At 65.7% G+C, this 18,278-nt stretch carries 17 protein-coding genes and 1 tRNA gene; 3 read left to right on the top strand and 15 right to left on the bottom strand.

The window, feature by feature from the left end:
* Positions 1–12: 12 nt before the first annotated feature.
* The 4 genes from DDE20_RS13555 to DDE20_RS13540 all read right to left on the bottom strand — a co-directional run bounded on the left by DDE20_RS13555 (position 13) and on the right by DDE20_RS13540 (position 3,435).
* Complete coding sequence (locus DDE20_RS13555) at positions 13–1,494, bottom strand: inorganic phosphate transporter (RefSeq protein ID WP_116559054.1); 1,482 nt, start codon at positions 1,492–1,494, stop codon at positions 13–15.
* A 76-nt stretch (positions 1,495–1,570) separates the two neighbouring features.
* Complete coding sequence (locus tag DDE20_RS13550) at positions 1,571–2,026, bottom strand: NUDIX hydrolase (RefSeq protein ID WP_116559053.1); 456 nt, start codon at positions 2,024–2,026, stop codon at positions 1,571–1,573.
* 89 nt (positions 2,027–2,115) lie between these two features.
* A complete protein-coding gene (gene arfB, locus DDE20_RS13545; protein WP_116559052.1) occupies positions 2,116–2,538 on the bottom strand; it encodes an alternative ribosome rescue aminoacyl-tRNA hydrolase ArfB in 423 nt (140 codons plus the stop codon).
* 255 nt (positions 2,539–2,793) lie between these two features.
* Complete coding sequence (locus DDE20_RS13540) at positions 2,794–3,435, bottom strand: queuosine precursor transporter (protein ID WP_116559051.1); 642 nt, start codon at positions 3,433–3,435, stop codon at positions 2,794–2,796.
* Positions 3,436–4,007: 572 nt separating this feature from the next.
* On the opposite strand from DDE20_RS13540, the gene DDE20_RS13535 reads away from it, so the two are divergent.
* Complete coding sequence (locus tag DDE20_RS13535) at positions 4,008–6,521, top strand: hypothetical protein (RefSeq protein ID WP_116559050.1); 2,514 nt, start codon at positions 4,008–4,010, stop codon at positions 6,519–6,521.
* Between the two features lie 645 nt (positions 6,522–7,166).
* On the opposite strand, the gene DDE20_RS13530 is transcribed toward DDE20_RS13535, so the two are convergent.
* From DDE20_RS13530 to DDE20_RS13495, 8 genes are all read right to left on the bottom strand, one after another.
* Complete coding sequence (locus DDE20_RS13530; RefSeq protein WP_116559049.1) at positions 7,167–7,952, bottom strand: ferredoxin--NADP reductase; 786 nt, start codon at positions 7,950–7,952, stop codon at positions 7,167–7,169.
* Positions 7,952–8,329: a DUF934 domain-containing protein gene (locus DDE20_RS13525; protein WP_116559048.1), complete on the bottom strand. Its 378-nt coding sequence runs from the start codon at positions 8,327–8,329 to the stop codon at positions 7,952–7,954. The genes DDE20_RS13530 and DDE20_RS13525 overlap by 1 nt, the downstream gene beginning before the upstream one ends.
* Positions 8,326–9,093: a phosphoadenylyl-sulfate reductase gene (locus DDE20_RS13520; protein ID WP_116559047.1), complete on the bottom strand. Its 768-nt coding sequence runs from the start codon at positions 9,091–9,093 to the stop codon at positions 8,326–8,328. Before DDE20_RS13520 ends, DDE20_RS13525 begins: the two co-directional genes overlap by 4 nt.
* Positions 9,083–10,750 carry a nitrite/sulfite reductase gene (locus tag DDE20_RS13515; RefSeq protein WP_116559046.1) on the bottom strand — a complete coding sequence of 556 codons (1,668 nt, stop codon included), beginning with the start codon at positions 10,748–10,750 and terminating at the stop codon, positions 9,083–9,085. Before DDE20_RS13515 ends, DDE20_RS13520 begins: the two co-directional genes overlap by 11 nt.
* A gap of 10 nt (positions 10,751–10,760) precedes the next feature.
* On the bottom strand, positions 10,761–11,126 hold the full coding sequence (locus tag DDE20_RS13510) for a DUF2849 domain-containing protein (RefSeq protein WP_116559045.1): 366 nt from the start codon (positions 11,124–11,126) through the stop codon (positions 10,761–10,763).
* Positions 11,126–12,520, bottom strand: coding sequence for a siroheme synthase CysG (cysG, locus tag DDE20_RS13505; RefSeq protein ID WP_116559044.1), 1,395 nt, complete (start codon positions 12,518–12,520; stop codon positions 11,126–11,128). The genes DDE20_RS13510 and cysG overlap by 1 nt, the downstream gene beginning before the upstream one ends.
* A 361-nt stretch (positions 12,521–12,881) precedes the next feature.
* A tRNA-Ala gene (locus DDE20_RS13500) sits at positions 12,882–12,957 on the bottom strand.
* A 208-nt stretch (positions 12,958–13,165) separates the two neighbouring features.
* Entirely contained in the window at positions 13,166–13,495 is a 330-nt protein-coding gene (locus tag DDE20_RS13495) for a TIGR02300 family protein (RefSeq protein WP_116559043.1), read from the bottom strand.
* A gap of 119 nt (positions 13,496–13,614) precedes the next feature.
* Between DDE20_RS13495 and DDE20_RS13490 the strand changes: the two genes are divergently transcribed.
* Both DDE20_RS13490 and DDE20_RS13485 read left to right on the top strand, forming a co-directional pair.
* Positions 13,615–14,316 (top strand): M48 family metallopeptidase, encoded by a 702-nt coding sequence (locus DDE20_RS13490; protein ID WP_116559042.1) that lies wholly within the window; start codon positions 13,615–13,617, stop codon positions 14,314–14,316.
* Between the two features lie 31 nt (positions 14,317–14,347).
* Positions 14,348–15,007, top strand: a complete 660-nt coding sequence (locus DDE20_RS13485) for a GntR family transcriptional regulator (protein ID WP_116559041.1) — start codon at positions 14,348–14,350, stop codon at positions 15,005–15,007.
* A gap of 38 nt (positions 15,008–15,045) precedes the next feature.
* Here the strand turns inward: DDE20_RS13485 and DDE20_RS13480 are convergent, their stop codons facing one another.
* The 3 genes from DDE20_RS13480 to ugpC all read right to left on the bottom strand — a co-directional run bounded on the left by DDE20_RS13480 (position 15,046) and on the right by ugpC (position 18,275).
* Positions 15,046–15,507 carry a low molecular weight protein-tyrosine-phosphatase gene (locus DDE20_RS13480; protein WP_116559040.1) on the bottom strand — a complete coding sequence of 154 codons (462 nt, stop codon included), beginning with the start codon at positions 15,505–15,507 and terminating at the stop codon, positions 15,046–15,048.
* Between the two features lie 13 nt (positions 15,508–15,520).
* Entirely contained in the window at positions 15,521–16,666 is a 1,146-nt protein-coding gene (locus DDE20_RS13475) for a polysaccharide biosynthesis/export family protein (protein WP_116559039.1), read from the bottom strand.
* Positions 16,667–17,228: 562 nt separating this feature from the next.
* Entirely contained in the window at positions 17,229–18,275 is a 1,047-nt protein-coding gene (gene ugpC, locus DDE20_RS13470; RefSeq protein WP_116559038.1) for a sn-glycerol-3-phosphate ABC transporter ATP-binding protein UgpC, read from the bottom strand.
* Between the last annotated feature and the right edge of the window lie 3 nt (positions 18,276–18,278).

The following is an 18,278-nucleotide window of genomic DNA, read 5'->3' as shown; positions in this document are numbered from 1 at the left end:
AGCCAGAGGTGCTTACTGCACCCCAGCGAGCAGGGTCGCGGCAAAGAACAGCGCTGCCGAGAGCACCGCCGTGGCGGGGACGGTGACCACCCATGCGGTCATGATGGTCAGCATATGCGAGCGGCGGACGACCTTGCGGCGGGTGCGTTCTTCGACCGGCAAGGAGGACATATCGCGGTTCACCTTGAGGATTTTCTCGTGATACCACTCGCGGTAGAAACCGACGCCAAAGATCGAGCCGATGGCGATATGCGTCGAGGAGACCGGCAGGCCGAGCCATGAGGCGATGATCACCACCACCGCCGCCGAAAGCGCCACACACCATGCGCGCATCGCGTTCAGACGGGTGATCTCGGAGCCGACGACCTTGATCAGTTTCGGGCCAAAGAGCATCAACCCGACCGAGAGGCCGATGGCGCCGACAATCATCACCCAATAGGGGATTTCGACGCTGTCGCTGGCGCCGCCCTCGGCCACCGCATGGACAATCGCGGCGAGCGGGCCGACCGCATTGGCGACGTCATTGGCACCATGGGCAAAGGACAGGAGCGCCGCCGAGAACACCAAGGGGATCGAGAACAGGACTTTGACCGATTTGGTGCGGTTCTCCAGCCCCCGCGACTGGCGGCGGATGATCGGGCGCATGATCAGGGTCAGCGGAATCGCCACCACGACACCGATGAGCAGCGCCTGCGACATATCAAGGCTGACGATTTTCTTGAGGCCCTTCATCGCCATATAGGTGGCAAACACGCCGCCCATGACGCCGATCAGGATCGGCACCCAGGTGCGCGAGGCGGCCATTTTATCCTCGCGGTAGATGATCCGGTTGTTGATCACCGCCAGAAACGCGGCGGCCATGATCCCGCCGAGCAGCGGCGAGATCACCCAGCTGGCGGCGATTTTCGCCATCACCGGCCAGTTCACGGCGGCAAATCCGGCGGCGGCAATGCCCGCGCCCATCACCCCGCCAACGATCGAATGCGTGGTCGAGACCGGCGCCCCGACCCATGTGGCCAGATTGATCCAGAGCGCGCCGGCCAGAAGGGCCGCCATCATCGCCCAGATAAACACCTGCGGATCCGAGACGCTTTCCGGCGCGACAATCCCGCGCGAGACGGTGCCGACGACATCGCCACCGGCCAGAAGCGCACCGGCAGTCTCGAAGATTGCGGCGATGATCAGCGCGCCGCCCAGCGTGATCGCATTGGCGCCAACCGCCGGGGCCATATTGTTGGCCACATCATTGGCGCCGATATTCAGCGCCATATAGGCGCCCACGGTGGCAGCGATCACCACCACCCAAGCACCGGGCGTCGCGCCCATAATGGTGGCGGCGGCCAATCCGGCAATGATGATGAAGATCAGCGCAACGCCGGGACCGACCAAGGGGCGCGAGGTAAAGCTCGCGGCTTGTTCAAGCAGCGTGATCCGACCGAGGTCTTTGTCGAGCGTCTTGATGCCCTTGGCATTCGGGTCGACTGGCGCAGACATCGCTGTCTCCTTGGGTTCGCATGTCACTTGCGAAGCGCCCTAGCCTGTTTACCCGCCAAGAACAACGTTTTTGGCTTTACAGCGCGCGTAATATTTCGCGCAGACCCTCTTCGGACACAGCCTCGATCGCTTGGTTGATGGTCATCCAGGCGCGGTTGCGGATCTTGCGCTCGGGCCAATCCTCGGCGATCTCATCGACTTGCAGGGTGAAGAGTTCGCAGTCGCAGGTCACCGGAATGCCGCCCTTGACCAGTTTGCGATAGGAGAAGGTGCCGAGGCTGCTGTCCTCGACGCGGCCTTTGACGCCCGCTTCCTCCCATGCCTCTTGCTGCGCGGCCTCGGCCAGCGTGCGGTTTTTCATCGGCCAGCCCTTGGGCACGATCCAGCGTTTGCCGCCGAGCGAGGTGACCAGAAGCACCTCGCGCCCGGCCTCGGTCTGGCGCAGGCAGAGCGCGCCGGTTTGAACGTAATTCGGCCGGCGAAACACCGGCTCGACATAGTCGCGGAAAGTGGTCATTGCGTTGAGTTTCATATCTGTGCCTGTCGCCCGAATGCCCCTGTTGCGGGGTCTTTTGTGATTTTATCCACAGGTTTTGCGGCGTTATCCACAGGAATATGCGCCTACTCCCCCTCGCCGTCAACTCGACCCCGCAGGGATTTGATCGCGCCGCGCCGTGTCTTGCCCTCGAGCCGCCGTCTTTGGCTGCCGTAGGTCGGCTTGGTGGCGATGCGGCGGCGCGGGGCGACCAGCGCTTGGCGGATCATCTCGGCGAGGCGTTCGCGGGCGATTTCGCGGTTGCGGGCCTGACTGCGGGTGTCCTCGACGCGCAGGAGCAGCGCGCCATCGGCGCTCCAGCGGCGACCTGCCAGCCGTTTGAGCCGTTGCTTGACCGCAGGCGTCAGCGCGGGGCTGCGCGCGGCCTCGAACCGCAGTTCGACCGCGGTGGAGACTTTGTTGACATTCTGCCCACCGGGACCGGAAGCGCGGGTGAAGCTCTCGGTCAGTTCCCAGTCCTGAATGGTGATCTCGTCATTGATGCGCATATGGTCTTATCCTATCGAAAGGGCCGCCCGATCAACGAGCGGCCCTCACGAGCTTCAGGAGATGGAGCCGGTTAGAAACAGGCCCAATCAATTGGGTAGCGTGCCCTGCGGGCTGCCGTCAGCTTACGCTCCCTCTGACTGTCCCGACACCTCTCTCCAATATCACTCTCGACACTGGACCACCTCCTTTCAACTGGTTGAACTGTAAGGGTATGGTGGCACAGATATTCTGTTTGTCAAAGATTTTTCACCGGCTCAGGCGGTTAACCTGCGCACAATTGCGCGAAACGGGGCCAGCGCCAGCAGGGCCAGCGCCAGTTTCACGCTCCAATCGGCGACAGCCAGCGACACCCAGAGCGGCACCATCGGGCCCAGCCCCAGAAGCGGCAGCGCCTCGGTCGCCCAGCTGGTGTCGTTGCCGGGTTCGATGAAGGATAGCGTCGCGGAAAAGGCGATGGTGAAGAACAGCGCGGTGTCCAGCGTCGAGCCGACCAGCGTCGAGGCCAGGGGCGCGCGCCACCACGCGCCGTCGCGCAGCCGGTCAAAGAGCGCCACATCGAGCATCTGCGCCGACAGGAACGCCAGCCCCGAGCCGAGTGCCACGCGCAGGGTCACCGCGGGGAAGCTGTAGCCATCGCCCTGCAGCAGGATCTGGGTGCCGATCAGCGAGCAGGTGACGCCGACGGCAAACCCCGCCCAAACGACGCGCCGCGCCGCCGCCGCGCCATAGACGCGGTTCATCACATCGGTGACCAGAAAGGCCAGCGGATAGGTCAGCGCCCCCCATGTCAGCCAATTGCCGAGCAGGAATTGCACAAGGATATTCGAGGCCACGACAATCGCGGCCATGGCAAGGATGCCAGGGAGATGGGAGCGGAAAAGGAAGGATTGGGTCATCAGATCATCCGGTTTTGCAAGGAGCGCGGAAACTTGGCCGCCGGTTGGCGACGCGCCCGATTACCGCCGGCGGGGCCGCGGTGCAAGGGGGGAGCGGTGCTGGGGGGCATGGGTCGGGCGAGTGTCGGAGCGCCTCTGCGCGGTTCAGCATCGGGTCTGAATCGGCGGGGGCTTGATGGCAGGCGGCAAGTGGCGGGGGTTTGGTCGTGGGTGGCAGGCGGCGTGGCCTTAGCGGCCGGTAGCGAGTGGCGGTTGGCAGGCGATAGGGGCTTGGTGGCCGGTTTCAGGCCGCGATGCCTTCGCGGTGGCTGTCGGGCTGTGGGACTCGGTGGCGGGGGTTCGGCTGTGCAACTGTTGAACAGCGGCGCGGCAATCAGCACTAGGCAAATGGCACTCGGGTGATATCGTCGGAGGCATTGCTGAACGAGACGATTCAGAAGGATTATTTTATGTCACATGCCTCGCGCCCTTTGTCGCAGCCGGTTTTTCAGAGCCTCCGCCTTGCCTCGCCACTCTCTGCCCACCGCCTGAAGCGCCCTGCCCGGGGGGTGCCAAGGGGGGCGCCAAAAGGGGTGACCGCTTCGGTGCTCGGGGCGTCGCTTTTTGCCATGTCGTTGCTGGCGTTTGTGCCTGCCGCCGCACAGGCGCAAGAGAGCGCCACCGGTGAGGTTGCTGCGGGCGAAACCTCCGAGGCGGGTGCCGAGGAGGGGGCTGCGGTGACCACAGAGGGTGTCACCGGGGATGTCGCCGGGGATGCGGCAGGGGATGCCGCAGAGGAACCCGCAGCGGATGCTTCTGGGGCGGTCACGCAGGAGAGCGCAGAGAGTGCCACTGAAGGTCGCACGCTGCAGTTGCTGGACGGGTTGGTCACCCTGACCCCCGGTGCCGGGATGGTGATTGCAGAGCAGGAAGGCACGGCGCGTAACGCCCATGTCAGGCTGGCCAGTGCCGCGGCGCCGGAGCAGCCGCTGACCCTTTTGGTGATGGATGTCCTGCCCCCCAGTCCGGTGGCGATCGGGCGGTATATGCAGACCGTGCTGGCCCGCACCGCCTCGATCGAAGCGGGCGAGTTTCAGGGGATTCCGGTGTGGATCGTCGAGGGCGCGAGCACCGGCGCGCCGGATGGCAGCAGCGATCCGGCAGCGCAAAGCGCGGCGGTGCGGGTGATACTGACCCAAAGCTGCGTTGACGGGCGCGGCGCTTTGGCGATTGCCGCAACGGCGCGGGCCGATAATGCGCCTGCGGGCGGGTTTGAGGCGATGCTGGCACCGCTGGCGCTGTCATGGCCCGAGGATGCCACCCCCTGCCCCGCCGAGTTGACCGGCTTCATGGGCGATATGGTGACCCGCTTTGCCGCCCAGATCGAGGAGACGGGCGAGGCGGGGGCTGGTGCGGAAGGAGCGCCCGAGGCCGAGGCGAGCACGGCGGATGCCAGCGCTGCCGCGCCGAGCGATACCGAGTCGAGCGAGGCCCTGCCAGATACCGCTGACACCGAGGCTGCCGCGCCCGCGAACACGCCGCTTTTTGCGCCCTATGCCAGCGCGACGCTCCCCGAGGCGACTTTGGCGACCACCCTTGATGACAGCGGCTTGCACTGGGTTTTGCTGGCCCATGAGGCCGCGCCCGACAGCCCGCATACCGCGCTGATCGCGGGCGATATCGGCCGCGAGGTTGCGGGCGCAGTTGCCTCGGTTCAGGGGCTGTTCTCGGCGATCGACAGCATCGAGACCGGCGAACATGCGGGCGTGCCGGTAACGGTGATCCGCGGCGCCGCCTATCTGGCGGCCGAGGGACCGATGGGCGCGGCCGGGCCGATGCGGGCGCAGGCGATGGTCACGCAGGGCTGCGCGCCCGAGGCCGGAGCGCTGCTCTTGGCGGTGGTGACCACGCCGACGCGCAGCGCGCCGATTGTGATGGAAGCGATCACCGGCACTTTGGAGCTGGCGATGCCGGAGGGATCGGAGGCCTGTCTGCAGGGGTTCGAGGCGGGGCTGGCCGAGATGGCCGCGGCGCTACCCGAGATGCGCCGCGCGCAGGCCGAGGCCGAAGCCGCGCGCAGCCCCGAGGCGCTGGCCGCCGCCGCCACGGCTGCAGTCGCCGCCGAGGACTGGCAGGTGATCGAGCGCTTTGGTCTGCGGCTGGAGGCGCCCGCCGATATGCGGATCCGCCGCGACCGCGACGAGGCGGAGCGGCAGGAAATCTGGCTGACCAATGTCGATGCCGAGACCGGCCTTGGCTCGGATGTGGTGCTGCGGGTGTTCACCGACGCCCAGCGCGCGGCGCTCACCACAGCGCCGGTGGAAAGCGCGGAATTCGCCAGCGAGTTGGCGCGGTTGAGCGGCCAGCCGATGGGGATGACCGATGAACGGATGCGGATCGGCTCCAGCGTGATGCGCCAGTTTCGCAGCCATGAGATGCGCGAGATCGAGGGCGAGATGCGCGCGCGGCAGTTGCTCTATCTGATCAGCGATGAGGCGAGCGCCAGCGGGCTGCATATCTGGGCCGCGATTGCCAATATCGGTGTCGAGGCGCCACGCGCGGCGGCGATCGAGGCGCGGGTGCTGGCGGGGCTGGCGATGGTGACGCCCGAGCGGTTCGAGCAGGCCGCGGCGGTTGAGGTGCCGCAGGTTCAGCTGCCGGAGGTGGTGATGCCGCCGGTGGAGGTCGCGCCCGAGGAAGTGCCGGTGGAGGTGCCGCCGGTTGGGGGGCAATCGCCCGCGGATGAGGCCGAGGCCTGGGCGCAGGCGCGCGCTCTGGGCACATTCGAGGCGGTGGCGGATTTCCTCTCGGCCTATCCCGAGGGCCTGCATGCCGCCGATGCGCGCAACTGGCTGGCGCGACGCGGCTCCGGCGGCGCGCAGGTGCCTGCTGGTGGTGGGACCGGTGGCTCTGGTGGGGCCGCGCCGCAGGTCGCCTCAACCGATGCCGAGGCCTGGCAACAGGTCCTCGCCTCGGGCACGCGAGAGGCGGCGATGACCTATCTCAAAGCCTTCCCGCAGGGCGCGCATCTGGCCGAAGCGCGGGCGATGCTGGCAGGACAGATGCCGCCACAACCCCCCGCCGCCCCGGCAAAACGCACGCGGTGACGGGCTGTTGGGGTGCGTGCAAAGCACACACCCTACGGCGGTTGCGAGGGCGGTGAGTAGGTGCAGCGGCGGCGGGTTCTTCGTCGCGCTTGCCCTTCAGAGCTAGGTGTGGAGCGACGCGAGAAGGGCCGCGCCTGACCATGGGTGGGCGCACTGTCCTTGCCGCAACGCGGATCGCCTGAAAGCACTCATGCCGGATGAGCGGCGAATGTCATCGCCAGTGCGCCCTCCCGCGGGGAGGGTCGGGCGCGGCCCGGGGTTGGCCCGGGCGTAAGGGTTAAATGCGAAGCTTATGGCTTACGGCGGTTGCGAGGACAGTGAGCGAATGAGGCTGCGGTCGGCACGTCCCCGTCGCGCTTGCCTGTCAGGGCCAAGTGTGAGGAGACGTGAGAAGGGACGCGCCTGACCCTGGGTGGGCGCACTGTCCTTGCCGCAATGCGGATCGCCTCAAAGCACTCGTGCCGGTTGCGCAGTGAATGGCATCGCGAATGCGCCCTCCCGGGGGGAGGGGCGGGCGCGGCCCGGCCCGGGGTGGGGCCGGGCTTGAGGGGTGCGTGCGATGGAGATCGCTTACAGACGCGGCTCCGGCGCTGCGGAGGGACGCGTGCGCCAGCCGTAGGGTGTGTGCTTTGCACGCACCTTGGGTTAGCCGACGAAAGCCTTTTCGATGACGAAATCAGCCGGGGCGGAATTCGAGCCTTCACGCAGGCCAAACCCTTCCAAGAGCGCCGAGATATCCTTGTTGAACGCCAAGGAGCCGCAGACCATGGCGCGGTCGCGGGCGGGGTCGAGTGGCGCCTCGAGCCCGAGGTCGCGGAACACCTGCCCCGAGGCGAGCGTCTCGGTGATCCGTCCCATATAGGGCGAGGTCTCGCGAGTCGTCGTCGGGTAATAGCGCAGTTTATCCGCCACCAATTCGCCGATCAGCGGGTCGGCTTGCAGCGAGTTCACCAGTTCCTGACCGTAAGCCAGATCGGCGTAGTCGCGGCAGGTGTGCATCATTACCACCTGCGCGTTTTTCTCCCATGTCTCGGGATCGCGCAGGAGGCTGGCGAAAGGGGCGAAACCGGTGCCGGTGGCGAGGAGCCAAAGCCGCTCGCCGGGCAAAAGCGCGTCATGGACCAGCGTGCCGACGGGTTTGGGGCGCAGGATCAGGGGATCGCCGGGCTGGATGTGCTGCAACCGGCTGGTCAGCGGGCCATCGGGGACTTTGATCGAGTAGAACTCCAACTCGTCATCCCAAGACGGCGAGGCGATGGAATAGGCGCGCAGCACCGGTTTGCCCTCGGCGCTGGGCAAGCCGATCATGACGAATTCACCGGAGCGAAACCGCAGGCTTGCAGGGCGGGTGACGCGAAAGGAAAACAGGCTGTCGGTCCAGTGCCGCACCGCGGTGACGGTTTGCAGATCGGGGCGGATATGTTGGTTCATCAGGCGCTCCTGCGCAGGCGTTTGCGGTAGTCATGGGTCTGCCAATCGGCGCGGGCGCGCCAGTGTTCGGCGGGTTGGCGGGCGGCGAGCGCCTCGTCGATCTCGACCTCGTCAAACCCCGAGCGCCGCGCCATCGCGTATTGATCGGCGAGCACATGGCCACAGGCGCGCAGGCGGCCCTCAAAGCCCTTGGCGCGCAGCCATGAGGCCAAGGAGAACCCGCGCCCATCGGCGAAGGAGCCAAAGCTGATGCGGATCGCGGAGGTCTCGGCAAGTTGGCCTTCCAGCGCCTCGAGATCGACATCGGGGGCGAGATCGAACCATGTGCCGTTGAACCCGTCGGGCGCGAAACCGCTGTCGGTGACGATGATGCTCATGCGACTTTTCCCCTTAGCTTGGTCGGCAATTCTGTGCCGGGCAATTCTTGGCCCACCAGGTCCTTGCCCCGGATCACGCGGCCATCCTGCACATGGATGCCGCATTCGATTTTCTCTTGCCCGCGCCAGCGTCCGGCGCGGGGGTCTTCGCCCGCCGCCACCGGCGAGGTGCAGGGCGCGCAGCCGATCGACTGGAAGCCCTTGGCGACCAGCGGATGCGGTGGCAGGTCGTGCGCCTCGCGGTAAGCGCGGATGCGGGCGATATCCCAATCGGCAAGCGGGTTGACCTTGATCAGCCCCGTCGCGGCGTCGCGCTCATAGGGTTCGAGAGTGGCGCGCGAGGCGCCCTGAAAGCGCTTGCGACCAGTGATCCAGCCGTCGAAGCCGGTGAGCGCCTTGTCCAGCACTTGGGTCTTGCGCAGATCGCAGCAGGCGTCGGGCTCGGCCAGATGCAGGATGCCGTCGGGGTCTTTGGCAAACAGCGCCTCGGGGTCGGGCTGGATGATGCGCAGATCACTAAGCTGCAAACGCTCCGCGACCTCGCGCTGGTAGGCCAGCGTCTCGGGGAACAGCATCAGCGTGTCGATGAAGATCACCGGCGTCGCGGGGGCGATCTGCGCCACCATATGCAAGAGCACCACGCTTTCGGCGCCAAAGCTGGAGACCATGGCAATGCGACCCAGCGCGCCCGAGAGCGCGTGCCGCAAGACCCCCTGCGCATCGGCTTTGCGCGGCAGGTTGATGGGCGAGGTATCACGCGGCATCGGCACCCTCCTGATCGTAAAGCGCGGCTTTGAACGGTGCCAAACCAAGGCGCTTGTAGGCGGCGAGGAAGGTTTCCGCGGGCGAAAGACGCTGGGCGAGATAGGCGCGGATGATCCGCTCGATAGCGGGCACAATCTGGTCATAGGCAAAGCCCGGACCGGTGCGGGTGCCGAGCACCGCATCCTCGGAGCCATCACCGCCAAGGGTGATCTGGTAATTCTCGACACCCGCACGGTCGAGACCGAGAATGCCGATATGGCCGACATGGTGATGCCCGCAGGCGTTGATGCAGCCAGAGATTTTGATCTTTAAGGGGCCGATATCATGCTCGAGTTTCAGTGCGTCGAAATGGGTGGCGATTTCCTGCGCCACCGGGATCGAACGCGCCGTCGCCAAGGCGCAATAATCCATCCCCGGGCAGGCGATGATATCCGAGATCAGCCCGACATTCGCCACCGCCAGCCCCTGCACCCGCAGCGCCTTGTAGAGCGCGGGCAGATCGGCGCGGGCGATATGCGGCAGGATCACGTTTTGCTCATGGCTGATGCGGATTTCGCTGTGCCCGTAAGCCTCGGCGAGATCGGCGATCAGGCGCATCTGGTCGCTGGTGGCATCCCCCGGGGTGGCGCCATGGGCCTTGAGGCTGATGGTGACAATCGCGTAATCGGGGTTGCGATGGGGGTGCAGATTGGTGTCGGCCCAAGCGCGGAACGCCGGGTCAGCGGCATAGGCGGCCTGATAGGGCAGATCGCAGGCGGCGGGCAGATCGGGGGCCTGAAACATCGCCTCAATCCGCGCAAGCTGGGCCTCGGTGGCCTCGGCGTCGAACTTGGGGCGGTTGTCGATGAACCGCGCCTCGACCAGCTCGCGGATGCGCTCAATGCCGTTTTCATGCACGGTGATCTTGATCCGTGCTTTGAACTTGTTATCGCGCCGCCCGAGCAGGTTGTAGGTGCTCACGATGGCCTCGAGATAGGGCAGCAGGTCCGCGACGGGCAGGAACTCGCGCAGCACTTTGCCGATCATCGGCGTGCGCCCGAGACCGCCGCCGACGATCACCTCAAACCCGGCCTCACCGTCGCGGCGCACCATGCGCAGCCCGATATCATGGGCTTTGGTCACCGCGCGGTCGATCTCGGAACCGGTCACCGCGACCTTGAATTTGCGCGGCAGGAATTGGAACTCGGGATGGTCGGTGGACCATTGGCGGATCAGTTCCGCCACCGGGCGCGGATCGGCGATTTCATCGGCGGCAGCGGCGGCGAAATGGTCCGAGGTGACATTGCGGATGGTGTTGCCGCTGGTCTGGATCGCGTGGATACCGGCCTCGGCCAGCGAATCCATGATATCCGGCACATCCGCCAGTTTCGGCCAGTTGAACTGGATGTTCTGGCGGGTGGTGAAATGGCCATAGCCCTTGTCCCAGCGATCCGCGACCTCGGCCAGTTTGCGCATTTGATGCGGGTTGAGCGTGCCGTAGGGGATCGCCACGCGCAGCATATAGGCATGGAGTTGCAGATAGAGGCCGTTCATCAGCCGCAGGGGTTTGAACTCATCCTCGGTCAGCGAGCCGTTGATCCGGCGCTCGACCTGCGCGCGGAACTGGCGGTTGCGCTCGGCGAGGAACTCGGTGTCGAAATCATCATAGACATACATGGCGTTTCCCTCAGGCGGCAGAGATGGCTTTGGCGGCAGTCGGCGTGTCGGCGGGCGTGTCGGCAGGCGTGTGGGCGCTGCCTTCGGCCTGTTTGCCATGGGCGTAATTCGACGGGCCACGGCGGCGGAAGTCCTCGCGGAAATGTACCGGCTGCGGACCCGAGGCGGTGAGCCGGACATTGGCCAGATAGCAGCCGACCACCTGCGCGACCTGCGCGTCGCCCTCGGCCAGCGCCAGTTCGGCGTCGGTCGGATTGGTCAGCACCAGCGCCTCGCTAAGTTCGCGGGTCCAGCCGTGGGCTTCGGTCAGATAGACGACATCGCCCTCGATCAGTGCATTGGCGGTGACGATTTGGGGGAAGCTTTCGCGGGACATCAGGCGAACTCCTCAAGCAGGGTCGGGATGGTGGCGGCAGCGCGCGCGGGGGCGAGGCCGAAGAGGGTCAGCACCGGGCCGCTGGGGGCGGCTTGCGCCAGATCGGCGGTGAGCCGGTCGAGCGTGGTGGTGATGATGCGCTGGTCGGGGCGGCTGGCGTTCTCGACCAGCGTCACCGGCGTGGCGCCATCGGCACCATGCATCAACAGGCGGCCCTGCCAGTAGCGGGCGGCGCGTTTGCCCATATAGATCGCGGCGACGGCACCGGGGGCGGCGAGGCTGTGCCAGTCGTGATCGGCGAAGCCCTGAATGTCATGGCCGGTGAGAATGCGCAGATCCGAGTTGCGCCCGCGCTGGGTCAGGCTGCGGCCAATCGCGGCGGCAGCGGCAGAGGCGGCGGTGATGCCGGGGGTGACCGCCCAGTCGACACCGGCTTCGGTCAGCGCCTGCGTTTCCTCGTCCAAGCGGCCAAAGATGCTGGCATCGCCGCCCTTGAGCCGGACCACCAGAGCGCCGGATTGGGCGTGGTGGATCATCTGGGCGTTGATCTCGTCCTGCGGGGTCGAGGGGCCGAAGCCCTCTTTGCCCACGGCGATGAACAGCGCTTCGCGGCGGGCGAGTTCAAGGATCGCTTCGGGCACCAGCCGGTCGTGGATCACCACATCGGCGAGGTCGAGAAGACGCCGCGCGCGCTGGGTCATCAGCTCGGGATCGCCGGGACCGGCGCCGACCAGATCGACACGGCCCTCGGGGTCCTCGGCGGCGAGATGGCGGCGCAGCATGTCGTGAAGCACATGCTCCAGAAGTTCCTCGCCGACCTCGGCGAGAACCTGCGGGCCGGTTTCGAAATAGAACTCGGACCAGAAATCGCGGCGGCGGCGGCCAAAGGGCAGCGCCTCGGCATGCGGGCGGAAGCGTTTGCCCGCGCGGGCCAGCGCGCCGAGACCGGGCGAGAGCGTGGCCTCGAGATCGGTTTTGATCGCGCGGGCGAGCACCGGTGCGGCGCCCTCGGTGCCGATGGCGACGGTCACCGGATCGCGGTCAACGATTGCGGGCGTGATGAACTGGCTGGCCTCGAGATTGTCGACGATATTGACCAACACCCCCTCGGCGCGGGCCATGGCGGCGAAAGCGGCATCCTCGGCGGCGGTGCCATGGGCGCCATAGGCCAAAGCGGCGCCGGTCAGATCCGAGGGACGCGCCGGACGCTGGATCAGGGTGACGCCCTCGGCTTGGATCAGCGCGGCGAGATCGGGCTCCGGCGCGGTGGCGATCACGGTGAGCTTGGCGTCGGTCTTGAGCAGGAGACGCAGCTTGGCCAGAGCAAACTCGCCACAGCCGGCAATGACCACCATGCGGTCGGCCAGATCAAGGAAGACGGGAAAATGCTGCATCATGCGCTCCATAGGATGAGATGCCGGCATTTAGGAAAATTTCCCAGTAAACCGCAATATACCCGCAGGATTGAGGGAGGTTATCCGCGTGTGGGTCGGGTTGTGGGCAGGTTGTTCCAAGGAAAGCTGCGGCTAGGCGCGCCCATTCCGGTAAAGCCCTGCCGGTTGGAATACGGTTTACCGGTAGGGGGGTGAAAATGGCCGATTCGCGGGGGATTCGCGGGGAAATCGGCGGGAATTTGCTGCGGATTTTGGGGAATTCGGGGGCGCGCGCGCGGAATGGGCCGGAGGAGGCCCTGCGGGATGCGTCAGACTGCGGAAACGCAAAAAGCCCCGCCGGAGCGGAGCTTTTTTGAAAGATTGGTGGAGCCTAGCGGGATCGAACCGCTGACCTCCTGCATGCCATGCAGGCGCTCTCCCAGCTGAGCTAAGGCCCCATCAGTGCCGCCGTTCCCGGCTGCGCCTGCGGTTTAGGATTTCGCAGCGCGGAGTTCAAGCGAAATCTTTACCCCGTTTCGCATTTCTTTGCCCGCGTCTTGTGACCGCGTTGCGGGGTCAGCGGCGGGGTAAGGCAGCGGGTAAGGCGGCGGGCTTCAAGCGGGCGCAGCGGGCGCCCGCTTATGTTGCGTGACAAAGCCGGTCAGATCAGCTTTCGTCTTCTTCTTTGGCGACATCGCTCAATTCGTCGAGGGACACGGTATCGTCATCCTCGTCCTCGAGCAAATCGTCATCCACATTCACCGCGACGTCATCGACATCATCATCGTCGAGCAGCACGTCATCGGCCTCGGTCTCTTCGGAGACTTTGGCTTTCACCTTGGCGGCGGGTGTCGGCGAGCTGCCTTTACGACCGGGCACGTCGATATTGACGACCTCGCCGGTGTAAGGGCTGATCACCGGAGATTTGTTCAGGTCATAAAAACGTTTGCCGGTCGTCGGGCACAGACGTTTGACACCCCATTCTTCTTTGGGCATGCAGGTCCCCTTCCTATCTTTGGATCGACGCGCGTTGCCATATGTGACACGGGTTGTCAAAGGATTTGTGCCTGAACGCTATCGGCGTGGCAGGGGGTAAATGGTCCGGAGGGCCTGAAATGCGCGAGCAAAACGATGTGATAACCCTGCCCGGTGCGCCCGAGGTCTCGGTGCAGGTGCGGCGCTCGGCGCGGGCGCGGCGGCTGGCGCTGAAAGTCTCGCGGCTGGACGGCTCGGTGGTGCTGACCCTGCCCAAGGGCGCTTCGATGCGGCTGGCGCAGGGATTTGTCACCGAGCGGCAGGACTGGCTGCGCGAGGCGCTGCGGGGCGTCGAAGGGCCGGTGGCGGTGGAATTGGGCGCGCAGATCCCCTTTGAGGGCGTGTTGCGGCGGATCACCGCGGCGGATCTGCGCCATGCGCAACTGGACGGCGAGGCGCTGCTGGTGCCGGCAGCGCGCGCGGCGGCCTCGGTGCAGGCGTTTATGACGCTGAGCGCGCGCGACCGGTTGGCGGCGCGGGTGGCGGTGCATACGCAGGCTTTGGGGCGGCGCGCGGGCAAACTGACCCTGCGCGACACGCGCTCGCGCTGGGGCTCTTGCACGCCGGCGGGGGATTTGATGTTTTCCTGGCGGCTGGTGATGACGCCGCCGGCGATTCTGGATTACGTGGCGGCACATGAGGTGGCGCATCTGGCGCAGATGAACCATTCGCCCGCCTTCTGGGCGGTGGTCGCGCGGCTCTATCCCGATTACGCCGAGGCGCGGGGCTGGCTCAAGACCCATGGCGCGGCGCTGCATCGCTACCGTTTCGACGCCACTTGACGCCATCGGGGGCTTGTGATCACATTTGAAAATGCAACGCGCTTTCCGCCCTTTAACCGCAGATCCCTCGACGCTTCCGGCGCATGACCGCGTCTATCGCACCCTGCGTGCGCGGATCATGCATGGCGAATTGGCGCCGGGCGAGGCGCTGACCCTGCGCGGCATCGGGCGTGACTTTGAAGTCAGTATGACGCCTGCGCGCGAGGCGGTGCAGCGGCTGGTTGCCGAGGGGGCGCTGTCGATGTCGGGATCGGGGCGGGTGGCAACGCCGGAACTGACCCGCGACCGGATTGAGGAACTGGCCTCGATCCGCGCGCTACTGGAGCCGGAACTGGGCAGCCGCGCCCTGCCCCGCGCGCATTCGGCGCTGATCGACCGGATGGAGGCGATCAATTCGATCAACACCGATTCGGTGATGCGCAGCGATGCTATTTCCTATGTGCGCAGCAATCTGGAGTTCCACCGCACGCTGTATTTGCGGGCGCAAAGTCCGGCGATGCTGGCGATGGTGGAGACGATCTGGCTGCAATTGGGGCCGACGATGCGGGCGCTTTATGCGCGGCTCAGGCGCAACTCGCCGCCGCCGCATCACCGGATGATCCTCGCGGCGCTACAGGCAGGCGACGAGCCGGGCCTGCGGCTGGCGCTGCGCACCGATGTGACGCAGGGGCTGCGGCATTTGATCCAGTGAGAGCGTGGCGGGTGTAAGCGGTCAAGGACCCGCGGCGGTTACTTGCGCGCCGGTCTGACCAGCTTGCCCACCCAGCCTTTGGCACCGTCGCGGACCTGCGCAAACACCGCCTCATGAAACTCGCGTGAGTGGCGGTAGGGGTCGGCGATGCCTTTGTTGCCGCTCCATTGATCGAACAGGAAGGTCTTGCCCGAGAGTGCGGGTGCGAGTTTGACCACCTCGGCCTTATGGCCTGCCTCCATCACCAAAATCAGATCATGGGCGCGGCCCAGTTTCTCGGTGAACTGGCGTGCCTTATGGCCGTCGAGCGAGACGCCGTGTTCGGCGGCGACCGCCGAGGCGTCCTCATCCGCGGGGTGATCGACCAGCGCATGGATGCCCGCCGAAGAGACGCTGATCTGCGCACCGAGCGCGTCAAGTTCGCTTTGCAACATGCGTTCGCCCAGAGGCGAGCGGCAGATATTGCCGACGCAGACCACCAGAATACTGTCGATTTTCATAGTCCGGTCCCGATCAATCGCCCAGTGTATCCGCGGCGGTGATCGCCCGCACCGAGGGCAGCAGCCGCGTAATCGTGTCGTTCCAGCGCTGCAGCGGCGAGCGGATCACATAGACAACATCGCCCGGCTCGAGCACGAAACGGGTGCCCAGCAGCAATCCGGTCGGCGAGCTGGTATCGAGCTGGAACACCCGCGTGCGCCCCTGATGGATGCGGAACACGAAGACCCCGCGCACATCGGCGCGCGAATCCGCCAGCCCGCCCTGACGGGTGACCGCCTGGGTCAGGGTGATCGGCTCGAGCGAGAGGTCGATGGCGTCGGGCCGCGCAACCTCGCCCAGCAGATAGGCCTCTTCGGCGCGGCGGCGCGGCACGCTGACCACATCGCCGTTGCGCAACACCGGATTGTTTTGCGTCAGACCGGCCTCAAGGAAGCCCTGCACATCGACCGGATAGACATGGCCGCCGCGCTGCACCGTCACTTCGCGCAGATCGGCGGCATCGGTGGCGCCGCCAGCGGCGTTGATCGCCTCGATCAGGGTCAGCCGCACGGTGGTCAGGGGCTGCCGGTTCGGCGTGTTGACCTGACCGGAGACAACGATGCCCTGCGAGTTGAAGGACGCGACGCGGACATCGACCTGCGGGTCGGGAATGAACCGCGCCAGACGCTGGGTCAGATCATTGCGGATCTGCTCGGGCGGGCGGCCACGGGCGGCAACCGCGCCGACAAAGGGATAGTTAATGGTGCCGTCGCTCTGCACCCTGAAACCGCTGCCGGCAGAACGCTCGCCTTCTGGCAGGGTCAGCTCGGGGTGGTCAAAGACGATCACCGAGAGGATATCGCCGGTGCCGACCAGATAGTTCCAGTTGCGCCCGCTGGGCAGGCTGGTGGCCTCATGGCCGCGCGAGGGCAGCGTGAAGCTTTCGATATTGGTGATATCAAGGCGGATCACCTCGACGTTTTCATCGAGATCGTCCTGCCCTTCGGCGGTGACCGGAAAATTCACATAGCTGTCGGAACAGGCAGAGAGCAGCAGCGCCGCGCCGGTAAGCCAGGCCAGAGCACCGGGGCGCAAATGCCGAAGCCGCGCCAGCAGATGCCGGACAGGTGCCGTGAGGCCGATTTGCGAGGGGCTTGCAGCTACCGAAGCCTGCGTCATGCGCACCGATCCTTTTTGTCTTCTGCCGTTTGTTATTGCGATCACGAGGACTCCCGATACTTGGTAATCAACTCCGCGCGAACATGCAAACGTCACGATCTGCAATTTGCGATTTTGCGCCATGGAAGCATTTGGCGGGCGCGGATTCAACAGTCATATGCGTCTCGGTGAGGGGCTTGGGCGGGGCTGATTTGCTGCGCTGTGGGTGGTGGCAGGGGTGGCGTTAACTCTGTTGGTGGCGGTTGGCCCCTGTGCACTATGCGGATCAAAGCTGGGTGCAAGCCTTGGGAATGTCAGGAAAATCTATTCCAGCCGGATGGATCCGCGCGCGTGTGGCTTGCCGCGCCTCACCCTGTGGTTGTGCGATGTATCTGCCCTATTCCGCGTTTCCGCGCATTCCCCCCAGTCGATGGTGAGGGATATTCAACTCGGGCGGGTGTCGGCGCGTGACTGTTGCAGTTTTGTATCAGGCGTTGACCTGGGGTCGGGCGGCACGGCGGCACTGCGCGCGCGCCGCCCGAATTTGGGCGTCATAACAGGGAAAGTGCAGGCTTTTGACCGGTCAATCCGTGCGTTTGCCACTGGCTTTGTTGAACGGGTGCAGCGCCGAGAGCGGCGCGTAAAGCGGCACCCCCTGCCCTTCGAGCACCGAGGGCAGACCCTGCACGCGCACGGTCAACGGCGCGCTATTGCCGTCGAGCGTGACGTAGATATGGCTCTCGGCGCCGGCCGGTTCCAACAGCGCGACGGTGCCTTGCAGCGCCAGATGCGGGCCTTCGGGTTTGGCCAGCAGCAGATCATCGGGGCGCACGCCGACAATATCGGTGCCCGAGGGCATCTCGGCGGGCATGCTGCCGTGATCGCGCAGATATCCGGCGTCGATCATATTCATCGCCGGTGAGCCGATGAAACCGGCGACAAACACCGAGGCGGGTTTGGCGTAGACATCCATCGGCGTGCCGACCTGTTCGATCACCCCGCCGTTGAGCACCACCAGCCGGTCGGCCATGGTTAACGCCTCAAGCTGGTCATGGGTCACATAGAGCGAGGTGGTGCGCAACCGGCGCTGAAGCTGGCGGATCTCGACGCGCATCTGCACCCGCAGTTTGGCGTCAAGGTTCGACAGCGGTTCATCGAACAGAAACGCCGCGGGTTCGCGCACCAAAGCGCGACCCATGGCGACGCGCTGGCGCTGGCCACCCGACAGGGCGCGGGGCTTGCGGTCGAGGAAATCGGCAATCTCCAGCATCGCCGCCGCCTCATTCACCCGCCGCTCAATATCCGGTTTCGAGACACCGCGGTTTTTCAGCCCGTAGGCGAGATTGCCGCGCACCGTCATATGCGGATAGAGCGCGTAGTTCTGGAACACCATCGCGATATCGCGGTCGGCGGGTTCCAGATCATTGACCACACGGTCGCCGATGGTCAGCGTGCCGTTGGTGATGGTTTCCAACCCCGCCACCATCCGCAGCAGGGTGGATTTGCCACAGCCCGAGGGGCCGACCAGCACGATCATTTCGCCGTCGGCGATATCGAGGCTGACGCCCGTTACCGCCTTTACGCCCCCGGCATAGACCTTGTGCAGATCGTCGATCACGATGCGCGCCATGGG

Origin of the sequence: Pararhodobacter oceanensis (genome assembly GCF_003076755.1) — a bacterium.
Classification (GTDB): Bacteria; Pseudomonadota; Alphaproteobacteria; order Rhodobacterales; family Rhodobacteraceae; genus Pararhodobacter; species Pararhodobacter oceanensis.
Note: the sequence above shows the minus strand (reverse complement) of the source record. Positions and strands in the feature narration are given on the sequence as shown.